This window comes from Exiguobacterium sp. RIT452 (assembly GCF_003598705.1).
GTDB classification, from domain to species: domain Bacteria; phylum Bacillota; class Bacilli; order Exiguobacteriales; family Exiguobacteriaceae; genus Exiguobacterium_A; species Exiguobacterium_A undae.
On the sequence record NZ_QXJB01000001.1, the window covers coordinates 424,597 to 437,326 of the forward strand.

16 protein-coding genes are annotated in these 12,730 nt (G+C 49.2%); 10 read left to right on the forward strand and 6 right to left on the reverse strand.

Features of this window, described 5'->3' with window-relative positions:
• The first annotated feature begins 3 nt into the window (after positions 1-3).
• On the forward strand, positions 4-255 hold the full coding sequence (gene hfq, locus D3D03_RS02125; protein WP_026833400.1) for an RNA chaperone Hfq: 252 nt from the start codon (positions 4-6) through the stop codon (positions 253-255).
• A gap of 62 nt (positions 256-317) precedes the next feature.
• Here the strand turns inward: hfq and D3D03_RS02130 are convergent, their stop codons facing one another.
• The gene (locus tag D3D03_RS02130; RefSeq protein ID WP_119922579.1) at positions 318-1,292 is read right to left on the reverse strand and encodes a tyrosine-type recombinase/integrase; all 975 of its coding nucleotides are present in this window, start codon (positions 1,290-1,292) and stop codon (positions 318-320) included.
• Positions 1,293-1,429: 137 nt separating this feature from the next.
• On the opposite strand from D3D03_RS02130, the gene hflX reads away from it, so the two are divergent.
• The 6 genes from hflX to D3D03_RS02160 all read left to right on the forward strand — a co-directional run bounded on the left by hflX (position 1,430) and on the right by D3D03_RS02160 (position 6,456).
• Positions 1,430-2,671: a GTPase HflX gene (gene hflX / locus D3D03_RS02135; protein WP_026828750.1), complete on the forward strand. Its 1,242-nt coding sequence runs from the start codon at positions 1,430-1,432 to the stop codon at positions 2,669-2,671.
• A gap of 2 nt (positions 2,672-2,673) precedes the next feature.
• A complete protein-coding gene (locus D3D03_RS02140) occupies positions 2,674-3,951 on the forward strand; it encodes a methionine gamma-lyase family protein (RefSeq protein WP_119922580.1) in 1,278 nt (425 codons plus the stop codon).
• Positions 3,952-4,092: 141 nt separating this feature from the next.
• A complete protein-coding gene (locus tag D3D03_RS02145; protein ID WP_026833397.1) occupies positions 4,093-4,491 on the forward strand; it encodes a MerR family transcriptional regulator in 399 nt (132 codons plus the stop codon).
• Between the two features lie 45 nt (positions 4,492-4,536).
• Complete coding sequence (gene glnA / locus D3D03_RS02150; protein ID WP_026833396.1) at positions 4,537-5,883, forward strand: type I glutamate--ammonia ligase; 1,347 nt, start codon at positions 4,537-4,539, stop codon at positions 5,881-5,883.
• A 91-nt stretch (positions 5,884-5,974) separates the two neighbouring features.
• Complete coding sequence (locus tag D3D03_RS02155; RefSeq protein ID WP_026831153.1) at positions 5,975-6,187, forward strand: (4Fe-4S)-binding protein; 213 nt, start codon at positions 5,975-5,977, stop codon at positions 6,185-6,187.
• Positions 6,187-6,456 carry a GNAT family N-acetyltransferase gene (locus tag D3D03_RS02160; RefSeq protein WP_119922581.1) on the forward strand — a complete coding sequence of 90 codons (270 nt, stop codon included), beginning with the start codon at positions 6,187-6,189 and terminating at the stop codon, positions 6,454-6,456. Before D3D03_RS02155 ends, D3D03_RS02160 begins: the two co-directional genes overlap by 1 nt.
• A 100-nt stretch (positions 6,457-6,556) precedes the next feature.
• On the opposite strand, the gene D3D03_RS02165 is transcribed toward D3D03_RS02160, so the two are convergent.
• Positions 6,557-6,883, reverse strand: a complete 327-nt coding sequence (locus D3D03_RS02165) for an AzlD domain-containing protein (RefSeq protein WP_119922582.1) — start codon at positions 6,881-6,883, stop codon at positions 6,557-6,559.
• Positions 6,868-7,563 (reverse strand): AzlC family ABC transporter permease, encoded by a 696-nt coding sequence (locus D3D03_RS02170; RefSeq protein WP_026833392.1) that lies wholly within the window; start codon positions 7,561-7,563, stop codon positions 6,868-6,870. The genes D3D03_RS02165 and D3D03_RS02170 overlap by 16 nt, the downstream gene beginning before the upstream one ends.
• 167 nt (positions 7,564-7,730) lie before the next feature.
• On the opposite strand from D3D03_RS02170, the gene dhaK reads away from it, so the two are divergent.
• Genes dhaK through dhaM form a run of 3 tightly spaced genes read left to right on the forward strand, consistent with a single transcriptional unit; the run spans position 7,731 to position 9,680 of the window.
• Complete coding sequence (gene dhaK, locus D3D03_RS02175; protein WP_119922583.1) at positions 7,731-8,699, forward strand: dihydroxyacetone kinase subunit DhaK; 969 nt, start codon at positions 7,731-7,733, stop codon at positions 8,697-8,699.
• Positions 8,700-8,718: 19 nt separating this feature from the next.
• Positions 8,719-9,318, forward strand: a complete 600-nt coding sequence (gene dhaL / locus D3D03_RS02180; protein ID WP_119922584.1) for a dihydroxyacetone kinase subunit DhaL — start codon at positions 8,719-8,721, stop codon at positions 9,316-9,318.
• On the forward strand, positions 9,315-9,680 hold the full coding sequence (gene dhaM, locus D3D03_RS02185) for a dihydroxyacetone kinase phosphoryl donor subunit DhaM (protein WP_026833389.1): 366 nt from the start codon (positions 9,315-9,317) through the stop codon (positions 9,678-9,680). The genes dhaL and dhaM overlap by 4 nt, the downstream gene beginning before the upstream one ends.
• Positions 9,681-9,790: 110 nt before the next feature.
• Here the strand turns inward: dhaM and glpK are convergent, their stop codons facing one another.
• The 3 genes from glpK to D3D03_RS02200 form a co-directional block, all read right to left on the reverse strand.
• On the reverse strand, positions 9,791-11,308 hold the full coding sequence (glpK, locus tag D3D03_RS02190; RefSeq protein WP_119922585.1) for a glycerol kinase GlpK: 1,518 nt from the start codon (positions 11,306-11,308) through the stop codon (positions 9,791-9,793).
• Positions 11,309-11,347: 39 nt separating this feature from the next.
• Positions 11,348-12,052, reverse strand: coding sequence for an MIP/aquaporin family protein (locus D3D03_RS02195; protein ID WP_026833387.1), 705 nt, complete (start codon positions 12,050-12,052; stop codon positions 11,348-11,350).
• A 183-nt stretch (positions 12,053-12,235) separates the two neighbouring features.
• The gene (locus tag D3D03_RS02200) at positions 12,236-12,706 is read right to left on the reverse strand and encodes a metal-binding protein (protein ID WP_119922586.1); all 471 of its coding nucleotides are present in this window, start codon (positions 12,704-12,706) and stop codon (positions 12,236-12,238) included.
• Positions 12,707-12,730: the final 24 nt, after the last annotated feature.

A 12,730-nucleotide genomic window follows, 5' to 3' on the forward strand; every position in this document is an offset into this window, starting at 1 on the left:
CTTATGAAAGCGACGTACAACATTCAAGACTATTTTTTAAATCAGTTACGAAAAGATTCGGTTCCGACGACAGTGTTTTTAATCAGTGGGTATCAGTTACGGGGATTGATTAAATCGTTTGATAACTTCACGGTCATTTTAGAATCGGAAGGTAAACAGCAATTGATCTACAAACACGCGATCTCGACGTTCGCACCGGCACGGAATGTGACGTTGTATGAACAAGAATCGGAGACGGAAGAAGTCACTCGTTAAAAAAAGACGGCCGGGGGGCCGTCTGCTTGATGGAGCAACGCTGCGGCGTTGCTCCTTTTTTGTTAGAGTAAATCTTTTAATTCATCAAACGCGTCGGCATACCGTCTCAGTGAAACGTCTTTATAGAGACACGTCTTCGTCAAACGTTCTTCTTTCGTCAACTCTTCTACATACGTTCCGAGGATGAAGCTGTTGCGTAACATCGACGGGGTGATGATTCGTTTATTGTCCGACCGTTCATTCAGCTGGCGCATCATCTTCGTGATCATGACGATCGACAATTGTTTCGGGGCATTTTTGCTGTAGACCCAGCGAAATGTCATCCGTGAGAAATCAAAGGCGACGAAAAACGGATCCGTCGAATGATACCGCGGACGAACCGGTTCCGGTATCGTCTTTAAATACGCGAGCATCAGATCCTGATCGTCACGTTCGAGGTGGAGCAGGTACGCATTGCCGAGCCGGTCGTGGACCGTCATCTCGCGTTGCGCGAAATTCAAATCCTGCATCTTCAGACCGATGATGTGGTGAACCCGAAGACCGTAGCGGTAAAAGAGCCGTAAAATCAATTCGTTGCGGTCGATCAAGTAGGGACGGGCGACGAGTTGGTGATCCGTCAGGCCGCGGTCCGACCGGTTCGTCCGGATCAATTGTTCGTATTCAGCAAGGGACGCGACATGCTGCGGCGTCAGCTCATGCGTCGGCTGGGCGTATTCGATCAATTTCGATTTCGTCTGACGGATTTGATAGTTGACCTGGTTGAGGACACTGACGATTCGGGCGACAGTCGCCTGTTGGTACAATTTCTCCTCGATTAAATACTCGTTGATGAACGTTTTCCAAGTCTCAATCGGAATCGCCTTGAAGTCGTCGATCGTCTCGAGTGGTTGGTCGACTTCGGTCATGTAGCGGTGGATTTCAATCAAATCGTAGCGGTACCGACGGATCGTCGAATCCTGTCGGCCGCTCGCGCTCAGGAAAAACAGATACCGTTCGATGAATTCCGGCAAAGTATAATCGAGTCGTTCTCGTGCCATAACGGACCTCCTATTTTTAGTACTTTTCTTTATGATAAACCGAACGGATGTTTCCTGTCCAAAATAGTTCAGAGGACAGGGTGCATGTGGTATGATTAGGGACGCAGAAGGTTTGTTATTTTGAAAGGAATGATTATATGTCAGAACGCGTCATCGTCGTCGGTTGTCAGCTCCCCGGTGTACCGGATCATATCTATGAAGAATCGGTCGCGGAGCTTGAAGCACTCGTTACGACTGCGCACGCCGTCGTGGTAGGGCGACTCGATCAAAAGCGTCAATCGATCGACCGCCGGACGTTTATCGGAAAAGGGAAGGTCGAGGAACTTGTCGCGTTAGCGCAGGAACTCGAACCGGATTTGATTATTTTTAATGCAGAAGTCACACCCGGTCAGATGAAAAATATCCGGATTGCTCTTGAAGATCCGGAATCGATTAAATTGATCGACCGGACACAATTGATTCTCGACATCTTCGCCGGACGTGCCCAGTCACGCGAAGGAAAGTTGCAAGTCGAACTCGCTCAGATGAGTTACCTGTTGCCGCGTTTAAGCGGTCAGGGCACGCAGCTGTCGCGGCTCGGCGGCGGAATCGGGACACGTGGTCCGGGGGAATCAAAACTTGAGACCGACCGTCGGCACATCCGCCGTCGTGTGGATGAAATCAAGAAGCAACTCGAAACATCCGTCGCCCACCGCGCCCGGTACCGGGAACGCCGGAAAGAAAACCAGACGTTCCAAATCGCACTGGTCGGATACACGAATGCCGGGAAATCAACGATTTTCAACCGGTTGACGAATGCCGATACCTACGAGAAAAACGAATTATTCGCGACACTTGATCCGTTGACACGTCAGTTTGACCTACCGGAAGGCGGACAGATTCTGTTGACCGACACGGTCGGATTCATTCAGGACCTGCCGACGAAATTGATTGCCGCGTTCCGCTCGACACTCGAAGAAGTGCTCGAAGCGGATTTGATCATTCACGTCATCGATGCATCAAGCGAGCATTATCTCAATCAGATGCAGACGACGAATGATGTGCTCGACGAACTTGGTGCCGGTGACATCCCGCAACTCGAAGTCTTTAATAAAAAAGACCAGTTGACGGACTTGTTCACAGGCGGAAAACTGCTGATTTCCGCTCTTGATCCGGCGGACATCGAACGGTTAACCGTCGAAATCGAAAAAGCGATCAGTGAGATTCTCGAATATCTCGAGATCCGGATTCCGGTTAATGCGTTTGCACATTACAATCCGGCTAAAGAAGTGATGATGAATTTAACAGAACAATATGAAGAGGACGGCTCCGTGACCTTAAAAGGCTATTTACGTAAGGATACGCGGCTCTACTCGACATTGAAACAATACGAGGTGTAAGCATGTTTACAGAGTTAACGCATTATGAAACAATCCGTCCGTTCGTCGAGCAGGCGGAAGAAAAAATCGCGCCGGGAATCCGCAAAGCGCAACAAGTCGCGGAACACAATCAGTTCCGTGTCCTGAATGCCTTTCGGGAGCATAAAGTGAGTGATTTCCACTTCATGCCGTCGACCGGTTACGGCTACAACGACGAAGGGCGCGATAATCTCGAACGGATTTACGCGTCGGTCTTCGGTGCGGAAGCCGGACTGTGCCGGGCACAGATCATCAGCGGGACGCATGCGATCGGCATCGCCTTGTTCGGTTTATTGTTGCCGGGGGATGAGCTGCTGTATATCACCGGAAAACCATACGATACACTCGAAGAAATCGTCGGTATCAGCGGTGACGGACGCGGCTCCTTAAAGGAGCTCGGCGTCACCTATGACGTCGTCGAGATGAAGCAGGCGGAAACGATTGATCTCGAGGCGGTCCTTGCCCGAATCACGGACAAGACAAAAGTCGTCGGGATCCAGCGCTCAAAAGGATACGCGACGCGTCGCAGCTTACCGGTCGCCGAGATTGGTGAAGCCATCGCAGCGATCAAAGCAAAACATCCCCACGTCATCATCTTCGTCGACAATTGTTACGGAGAATTCGTCGAGACGATCGAACCGACTCATGTCGGTGCCGATCTGATGGCGGGTTCGCTGATCAAAAATCCGGGCGGCGGTCTTGCGAAGACGGGTGGTTATCTCGTCGGACGCCGTGACTTGATCGAACGGGCGTCGTTCCGGATGACGACACCGGGAATCGGAGCAGAGGCAGGTCCCTCGCTCTATTCGCTCCAAGACATGTACCAAGGATTCTTCATGGCACCGCATACGGTCAGTCAGGCGTTGATGGGGGCGATGTTCACCTCGAGCATGATGGAACAGTTCGGTTTCGATACGGCTCCGCATTACGCAGCTGAACGGACAGACTTGATTCAATCGGTCTCCTTCCACGCGCCGGAGCCGATGATTGCCTTTTGTCAGGCCATTCAAGCCGCTTCACCGGTTAATGCGCAAGCCTTGCCGATTCCGGACTATATGCCGGGGTATGCCGATGATGTCATCATGGCCGCAGGAACGTTCATTCAAGGCTCATCGATCGAATTATCGGCAGATGGTCCGATCCGGGCGCCGTATACGGCTTATGTTCAGGGCGGGCTGACATACAGTCACGTCAAGATTGCCATCGTCTCGGCCGTCAATCAATTAATGGAACAACAACTGATTCAAACACAACAGGTTTAAAATAACTGCTTGATGTGAAAAGACCTCTGTTACCCCAAGTCGTCTGACTTGTAAGAAAGTCGTGTTAACTTTCCTTACATCTCTTGACAACTTGCCTTACAGAGGTTTATTCTCATGAAGTAAGGAAAAAGGAGGAACGAAATGGCAGACTTATCACGACAGTCCAAGCCACTATTTCCCATCGGAGTCGTTCAAGAGTTGACCGCGTTATCTGCCCGACAGATCCGATACTATGAAGAACAGGGATTGATCAAGCCGGAGCGGACAGAGACGAAACGTCGCCTCTATTCGTTTAACGATGTGGATCGCTTGCTGTCGATCAAGGAATATTTGGATCAGGGACTAAATATCGCAGGGATCAAGATGATTTTTGACAATGATCTCGTCAAACGGGAACGAGTTGCGGAAACCGTCGTTACGACGCGTCCGGAATTGTCTGATGGCGAACTATATAAACTCCTGAAAAATGAATTGAAGGAAGCAGGACGACATGGAAAAACGTCACTCATCCAAGGTGAGCTCGGACGGTTTTTCAAGTAAGCACCTGTTGCCATATAAAAAAGAGCCGGAGAGGGGATTTGTCACATGACACGTCGCAACATTACACGAGAAGACATTATGAAAATCGCTAAAGCTGAGGATGTACGTTTTATTCGTTTACAGTTCACAGATATCCTCGGTACGATCAAGAACGTTGAAATTCCAGTCAGCCAATTGGAAAAAGCACTTGATAACAAAATGATGTTCGATGGTTCATCAATCGAAGGATTCGTTCGCATTGAAGAATCAGATATGTATCTCTTCCCAGACCTCAACACATGGGTCGTATTCCCATGGACAGAAGACGGAACGGGTAAAGTTGCACGTCTCATCTGTGACATTTACAATCCAGATGGCACACCGTTTGCTGGAGATCCACGTGGTCAACTCAAACGGGTACTTAAAGAAATGGAAGAGCTTGGTTTCTCTTCATTCAACGTTGGTCCTGAGCCGGAATTCTTCTTGTTCAAGAAGGATGCGAACGGTCGTCCGACACTTGAGTTAAATGACCAAGGTGGCTACTTCGACCTCGCACCAGTCGACCTCGGCGAAAACTGCCGTAAAGAAATCGTCATCGAGCTTGAGAACATGGGCTTTGAAATCGAAGCATCTCACCATGAAGTCGCACCAGGACAACATGAAATCGACTTCAAATATGCAGATGCCATCACGACTGCGGATAACATCCAAACGTTTAAACTCGTCGTCAAAACGATTGCGGCGAAACATAATCTTCACGCAACATTCATGCCGAAACCACTTTACGGTGTCAACGGTTCAGGGATGCACGCCAACATGTCTCTCTTTAAAGGCAACGAAAACGTCTTCTTCGATGAAGAGAACAGCAACATGCAACTGTCTGACGATGCTCGTGCGTTCACGGCCGGTATCTTGAAGCACGCACGTGCCTTCACAGCAGTCTGTAACCCGACAGTCAACTCGTACAAACGACTTGTTCCAGGTTATGAAGCACCTTGCTACGTCGCATGGTCAGCCCGTAACCGTTCACCACTCGTCCGTGTACCGGCAGCACGTGGTCTCTCGACGCGGATTGAAGTCCGTTCAGTTGACCCGGCAGCAAACCCGTACTTGGCACTTGCGACATTGCTCGCTTCAGGTCTTGACGGTATCAAAAACAATCTAAAAGCACCGGAACCAATCGACCGCAACATCTACGTCATGGACAAACCGGAACGTGTCGCAAACGGCATTGACGATCTTCCGTCAACGCTCAGCCACGCGCTTGAAGTCTTAAAAGCAGATGACGTCGTCATGCACGCACTTGGCGATCACATCGCAGAGCACTTCGTCGAATTAAAAGAAATCGAATGGGATATGTTCCGGACGCAAGTCACGGAATGGGAACGCGATCAGTACATGGTCTTGTTCTAATCTCTTGAAACGTCCGAACTCGGTTCGGGCGTTTTTTTGTAGAGGAAATCTGGTCCTGGACAGCGAATTCTGTACCAAGGAGGCGTTTTAAATGAAAAAGGCGTATGAAGGAAAAGAAATCACGGTCTATTTTGATGCTGAAGTCTGTATCCATTCCGGTCACTGCGTGAAGAATCTGCCGACCGTCTTTGATGTCAAAAAACGTCCGTGGATTGAAGCGGACGGGGCGCCGGTCGAAGACGTCATGCGGGTCGTCGACGGATGTCCGAGTGGCGCCTTATCTTACGAACGGAGGGAAGCTTAATGGAATTAAAACGAGGAGACCAAAAGATTGAAGCCTATCTCGACAATCAAGCTGTCGGAGAGATCACATACAGTGATACGAAAGGCGGTAAATGGATCATTGACCACACGTATGTTGATCCGAAGCACCGGAACCAACAGATCGGGGAACAACTGGTCAAAGCGATTGTCGAGTGGGCGCGCGAAGAAAACGTCAAGCTGTTGCCGCTTTGTCCATTTGCAAAAAAGGAGTTTGAGCAGACACCCGATTATGCGGATGTATCGGCTTAAAAAGGAAATCAATACGAGTGTTCAATTATAACAAGACGAGGGCAGTGGGGTTACATCCACTGCCCTCATCTTGTTTAAAAAGTATTGTTCGCTTCTACTCCTACAGGAAAAAGCGGATCAGCGCCATCGACAGGACGCCGGTGATGACCGTGAAGGAAAGACTTTTGCTGGTCAGTGCGACAAGGACTGTCGGTACAGATGCTGCGAGATGGAGAGAAGACAGCGTGGGATAATCATCGCTTTGAGCAAGCAGCAGGTTCTGAAAAAACAAAGCACTGAGCAGGCAAATCGGGATGAACGACAACCACTCGGTCAACAGGCGGGGCAACGTCAATCCATGCATCAGCAGAAACGGCAAAATCCGTGGAATCAATGTGACAAGACCACAGGCAGCGAACAGGATTAAAAGCTCTAAGCGGATTTCCATCGTGAGATCACTACTCCTATGCTGGCGGCTACCATCGTCGCAAACAAAACAGCGAGTTCCGGTGAGAGGTAGCGCATCGATATGTACAACAACAAGAAAACGAGTACCAGTAAAATTCCGTTCAAGGCAACACGTGACCGTTCACTTTCAAGCTGCAGGTACAACAAGCCGATGAACATCGCCGTCAAGGCAAAGTCCAGTCCGAACCGTTCCGGATCCGGAAACCAACTGCCGACGAGTGCACCGAGGACGGTCGAGGCAATCCAACTGAAGTAGGCGGTCAGATTCAACCCATGCATGAATTTAGCATCAATCTGTTGTTTCAAAGAAGTATTCATGGCGACGGCAAACGATTCATCGGTCAGCAGGGCGCCGATTCCGAACTGGTCGAACCGGTTCCGGCTTGCGACGCGTGGAGCAAGTGTCATGCTCATCAGAAGATGCCGGGAATTGACGATAAAGGTGGTTAAGATAATAGCGGAAAAAGGACTGTTTAACAGCAGTAGGCTCGTAATGATGAACTGAGCGGCGCCGGCATAAATCAGGATGGACATCAATCCGATTTCAAGCGGACTGAGTCCGGCGGCGCGTCCGACGATACCGGCGGAAAAACCGATCCCAAGGTAACCGAGAACGGTCGGAAGACAGGCTTTGACACCTGCTTGAAACGAGCTGGTCATATGGCAGGACTCCTCTCGATCTAGTGTGTTATCAGCATAGCATTCCGAAAACTGATTGGAAATGAAGTGGTCAATATTTTCATATGTTTCCTTGACATAAGTCGCCTCCATTGGTGGTAAAGAGTAAGTGGTACGGCAAAAATTCGTTAGACGAAGGAGCGTTCAAGATGGATAAATTAATGCAAGATGCGAATCGGTTTGTCTCGGATATGGTCGATGGTCTCGTTTTAGCACATCCCGATCTTTATGCAAAAGTCGACGGAGTCAATGTCATCAAACGGAAAGAACAATTAAACGGAAAAGTGACCCTTGTATCCGGTGGCGGAAGTGGTCATGAACCGGCCCATGCCGGATTTATCGGTGACGGGATGCTGGCAGCAGCCGTTTGCGGCGAAGTCTTCACTTCCCCGACACCAGATATGGTCCTAGAAGGAATCAAGGCAGCAGACGGTGGAAAAGGGGTTCTGCTCGTCGTCAAAAACTACTCTGGTGATGTGATGAACTTTGATATGGCGAAAGAGTTGGCAGAACTCGAAGACATCGAGGTCGAGACGGTCATTGTCAACGATGATATCGCCATCAAAAAAGAAGAGGACCGCCGAGGTGTCGCCGGGACGATTTTTGTTCATAAGATTGCCGGAGCAGCGGCGGCAGAAGGCAAGTCACTGGCGGAAGTCAAAGCGGTCGCGGAAAAAGTCATTGCCGGCGTTCGCTCAATCGGAATGGCTTTGTCACCTTGTTATATGCCGGAGAGCGGAAAACCAGGCTTTGATCTTCATGAAGACGAGATGGAAATCGGAATCGGGATTCACGGGGAAAAAGGACTCGAACGTAAACCGATTGCCTCCGTCGAAGCGATTGTGACGGAATTACTGGATCGACTGACAGCGGAAGTATCGGATAAAAAAGTCGCGGTGATGGTGAACGGAATGGGTGGAACGCCGGTTTCGGAACTGTATATCACGTACAAGTATGTCGCCGAGCAACTACAGGCAAAAGGGTATGACATCGTCCGACCATTCGTCGGCAACTATATGACATCGCTTGAAATGCATGGTTTCTCGATCACTTTGCTTCCGGTGGACGACGAACTGGTCGGCTACTTGGACGCTAAAACAAACGCGATTGGATTCTAACTAGAAGAGGTGCAGACAGATGAAGTTATCAACGGAAACATTTCGGGAGGCATTGCTTGAAGCTGCAAAACAAATGGAGCAGCATAAAGACGAATTAACGGATCTGGATCGGGAAATCGGTGACGGAGACCACGGTATCAATATGTCCCGCGGCTTCCAAGCGGTTCAGAAGGAACTCGAAGCGCAGACAGAATATGAAGACCTCGGCGCGTTATCCAAACAAGTCGGGATGACGTTGATCAAGACGGTCGGAGGCGCTTCCGGACCGCTCTATGGGACGGCGTTCGTCAAGTTTGCCGGCGCCTTCAAAGGAAAAACCGAAGCGGAAGGCGATGAGTTGGCAGCTGCTTTTAAGGAAGCGACGGACGGGATAAAGATGCGCGGAAAATCGGAGTTCGGACAAAAAACGATGGTCGATATCTGGACGCCGTTTTATGAAGCGCTTGAGCAACAAACCGATTTAAATCAAGCACTGGATCAAGCGTTGGCAGATACGAAAGAACGGGTCGCAACAAAAGGACGGGCGTCTTACTTTGGCGAGGCGACGGTTGGCGTTCAAGATCCCGGCTCGCTGTCTAGTGCCTTGTTGTTACGTGCGATTGTGGAGGTGCTTCGATGATTAACTTGATTTTGGTTTCCCACAGTGAGAAGTTAGCTGCTGGTCTGAAAGAATTATTGGCTGAGATGGCACCGGATACGCCAGTGTTACTCGCAGCAGGACTTGCAGACGGTAGTATCGGAACCGATGCATCACGGATCGAAGAAACGATGAACGAACTGACCGATGACGGATTGATTTTAACGGATATCGGTTCAGCGACGATGAACGCAGAACTTGCGCTCGAGTTATACAGTGGAGACCGGAGTGTGCAGTTCGTCGAGGCTCCGCTTGTCGAGGGTGCTTTTTTAGCAGCAGTCTTAAGCGGACAATCCAAGTCGCTAGATGAAATCGTCACCGGCGTGAAGTCTGAGTTTGGATGAACATCTCTTAGAGAAGACCAAAACAAGCGTGCTCCAGAACGACGGAGCACGCTTGTTTCATGGAGTATAAAAAAACTGACGTTCCGCTGGGGAACGTCAGGTACAACAAGTTACGCATTAACTTCTGTTTTGCTTGGTTTAAACGCCATCGTCGCTTCAACCGCTTTTTGCCAACCGGCATAACGCTTTTCACGATCGTTTTCTTCCATCTCTGGTTTGAACTGACGGTTGAGTTTCCATTGCTTTTTGATTTCCGCTTTATCTTTCCAGTAACCAACGGCTAAGCCGGCAAGGTAAGCAGCACCGAGGGCAGTCGTTTCGTTGATTTCTGGACGATCCACCGGTACACCCAGGATATCTGACTGGAACTGCATCAAGAAGTCATTTGAAACCGCACCACCATCAACACGTAATGTTTTCAGTTCGATGCCTGAATCTTTTTCCATCGCTGTCAAGACATCACGTGTCTGATAAGCAAGTGACTCCAGTGTCGCGCGGACAAAATGTTCTTTATCCGTACCGCGCGTTAAGCCGAAGATGGCTCCGCGAACGTCGCTATCCCAGTAAGGGGCACCGAGTCCGACGAAGGCAGGGACGACATAAACACCTTCTGTTGAATCAACTTTTAACGCATAGCCTTCTGAATCCTTCGCGTTTTTCAACATCCGTAAGCCGTCGCGCAGCCACTGAATCGCTGATCCGGCAACGAAGATTGAACCTTCGAGTGCATATTCGACTTTACCGTCAACACCCCAAGCGATTGTCGTCAGTAGACCGTGGTCAGAAGAAACAGCCTTTTCACCGGTGTTCATCAGCATGAAGCAACCTGTGCCGTACGTGTTTTTTCCTTCACCCGGTTCGAAACATGTTTGACCGAAGAGGGCAGCTTGTTGGTCACCGGCAATACCAGCGATCGGAACTTCAAAACCGAAGAAGTGATACGGAACCGTATTGTCATACACTTCACTCGATTGACGCACTTCCGGCAACATCGATTTTGGAACCGTCAGGATTTCAAGTAATTCGTCATCCCATTTTTGTTCGTAAATGTTATACATCAATGTTCGTGACGCATTCGTGTAGTCCGTGATATGCGTTTTGCCGCCGGACAATTTCCAGACGAGCCACGTATCGATTGTACCGAAGAGCAGTTCTCCGTTTTCCGCTTGTTCCCGTGCGCCTTCGACATTATCAAGAATCCATTTGACTTTTGTTCCCGAGAAGTACGCATCGATCAATAAACCTGTTTTATCGCGGAATTTCTGGTTGAGACCTTGTGCATTCAACTCGTCACAGATACCGGATGTTTGACGGGATTGCCAAACGAGCGCGTGATAAACCGGTTTACCTGTTTCTTTGTTCCAGACGACCGTCGTTTCACGTTGGTTCGTGATGCCGATACTTGCGATTTGACTAGGCTTAATATCAGCCGATCCGAGGGCATCTGCCATGACTGCAAGAATCGAACCCCAGATTTCATTGGCATCATGCTCTACCCAGCCTGGTTGCGGGAAGTATTGTTTGAACTCCCGTTGTGCCGAGTTGACGATTTGACCATCGTGATCAAAGATGATGGCACGTGAGCTGGTCGTTCCTTGGTCGAGTGCTAAGATATACTTGTTTTCCATTGTAAAATCCCCCTTGAGATATAGGTGTCAACACAAGAATCAGTTTTGCAGCAATTGGTAAAGCAGGACGGCAATTCCACCGCCGACGATTGGACCGACGATTGGAATCCACGAATAGCTCCAATCAGATGAACCTTTTCCTTTAATCGGCAAGATGGCGTGGGCAATCCGCGGACCAAGGTCACGGGCCGGGTTGATGGCATACCCTGTTGTACCACCAAGCGAGAGACCGATGACGACGACAAGAAGACCAACGATAAGTGGTTTCAGTCCGTCACCGAACGTCGTCAGACCAAATGACAGAATTCCGAATACCAAGACGAACGTACCGATGATTTCCGAAATCAAGTTTGAAGGCGTGTGACGAATCGCAGGTCCGGTTGCAAACACACCTAATTTTGCTGCTTGATCATCAGTCGCTTCAAAATGTTTCATATAATGAAGCCAAACAAGTACGGCACCGATGAATGCTCCGATTAATTGACCAGCGATGTAGATAGGTACATCAGCCCACGGCAAATCGGAATTCATGGCAAGCGCCAATGTCAACGCAGGATTCAGGTGTGCGCCACTGGCGGCAGCAATATAGGCTGCAGTCATGACGGCGAGACCCCAAGCAAATGTGATGACGATCCAGCCGCTGTTCTCAGATTTCGTCTTTTTCAAGACAACCCCTGCAACGACCCCATCCCCGAGCAAGATCAGAATCATGGTTCCAATCAGCTCACTAGTAAAGTTACTCATGCAAAAACCCTCCCTTTGGATTAAAGCAAATATTGGCCTTTCTATTTAAAACTACTCCGAAATGAGAACGTTTTCAATACAATTAATTGAAATACTCGAATGAAATTTCCTTAATTTATGTTTAAAAATTTGAAAAGTGGATACAAAAACACCTTTTGTTCATTTTGTAAGGAACAAAAGGTGTTAGCGGCGTTTTTTTCGTTTCTTTTTTGTTCTAAACAAACTGCTCGAATGATCGAGAACGATATGGATCGTACTGGCGACCATAATCCCGATGACAAAAGCAGGCATGGATTCAAACCAGAGATCGACCGTACTTGGATCGATGATCTCGACGTAAAGGGCCAGAAACAAAAGGGGAATCAAAAAGGCTGCGCTGTACAGCAGGCGAATGATATCACCAATGATCAAGCCGTGGGACCAGATGGATCGGTGCGGCATGATTTTGACGTAAGGCATCCAGAGTACCCGGAATGGTCCGAGCCGGTAGTAAGGTTCCGACTTCAAATCGAGGTCGGGGGAGAGCCAAAGGGTGCCGACGGCGAGTCCGATTGCGGTCGGCAACCAATCCGTCTGCTGTGTTGCGACCGAATACGCAACATAACTCGTCAAGGCAACGGAATTAACCGTATCATGAACATTTCCAGAAGGCATAAAAAAAGACCAGCTGAGCTGGTC

What these genes read in the sequence shown, in the direction of transcription:
- glpK (WP_119922585.1), bottom strand. Translation starts at nt 11,308, where the DNA reads ATGGAAAACAAGTATATCTTAGCACTCGACCAAGGAACGACCAGCTCA.
- glnA (WP_026833396.1), top strand. Translation starts at nt 4,537, where the DNA reads ATGACACGTCGCAACATTACACGAGAAGACATTATGAAAATCGCTAAA.
- dhaL (WP_119922584.1), top strand. Translation starts at nt 8,719, where the DNA reads ATGAAGTTATCAACGGAAACATTTCGGGAGGCATTGCTTGAAGCTGCA.
- D3D03_RS02130 (WP_119922579.1), bottom strand. Translation starts at nt 1,292, where the DNA reads ATGGCACGAGAACGACTCGATTATACTTTGCCGGAATTCATCGAACGG.
- hfq (WP_026833400.1), top strand. Translation starts at nt 4, where the DNA reads ATGAAAGCGACGTACAACATTCAAGACTATTTTTTAAATCAGTTACGA.
- dhaM (WP_026833389.1), top strand. Translation starts at nt 9,315, where the DNA reads ATGATTAACTTGATTTTGGTTTCCCACAGTGAGAAGTTAGCTGCTGGT.
- D3D03_RS02165 (WP_119922582.1), bottom strand. Translation starts at nt 6,883, where the DNA reads ATGGAAATCCGCTTAGAGCTTTTAATCCTGTTCGCTGCCTGTGGTCTT.
- dhaK (WP_119922583.1), top strand. Translation starts at nt 7,731, where the DNA reads ATGGATAAATTAATGCAAGATGCGAATCGGTTTGTCTCGGATATGGTC.
- D3D03_RS02170 (WP_026833392.1), bottom strand. Translation starts at nt 7,563, where the DNA reads ATGACCAGCTCGTTTCAAGCAGGTGTCAAAGCCTGTCTTCCGACCGTT.
- D3D03_RS02145 (WP_026833397.1), top strand. Translation starts at nt 4,093, where the DNA reads ATGGCAGACTTATCACGACAGTCCAAGCCACTATTTCCCATCGGAGTC.
- D3D03_RS02155 (WP_026831153.1), top strand. Translation starts at nt 5,975, where the DNA reads ATGAAAAAGGCGTATGAAGGAAAAGAAATCACGGTCTATTTTGATGCT.
- hflX (WP_026828750.1), top strand. Translation starts at nt 1,430, where the DNA reads ATGTCAGAACGCGTCATCGTCGTCGGTTGTCAGCTCCCCGGTGTACCG.
- D3D03_RS02200 (WP_119922586.1), bottom strand. Translation starts at nt 12,706, where the DNA reads ATGCCTTCTGGAAATGTTCATGATACGGTTAATTCCGTTGCCTTGACG.
- D3D03_RS02160 (WP_119922581.1), top strand. Translation starts at nt 6,187, where the DNA reads ATGGAATTAAAACGAGGAGACCAAAAGATTGAAGCCTATCTCGACAAT.
- D3D03_RS02195 (WP_026833387.1), bottom strand. Translation starts at nt 12,052, where the DNA reads ATGAGTAACTTTACTAGTGAGCTGATTGGAACCATGATTCTGATCTTG.
- D3D03_RS02140 (WP_119922580.1), top strand. Translation starts at nt 2,674, where the DNA reads ATGTTTACAGAGTTAACGCATTATGAAACAATCCGTCCGTTCGTCGAG.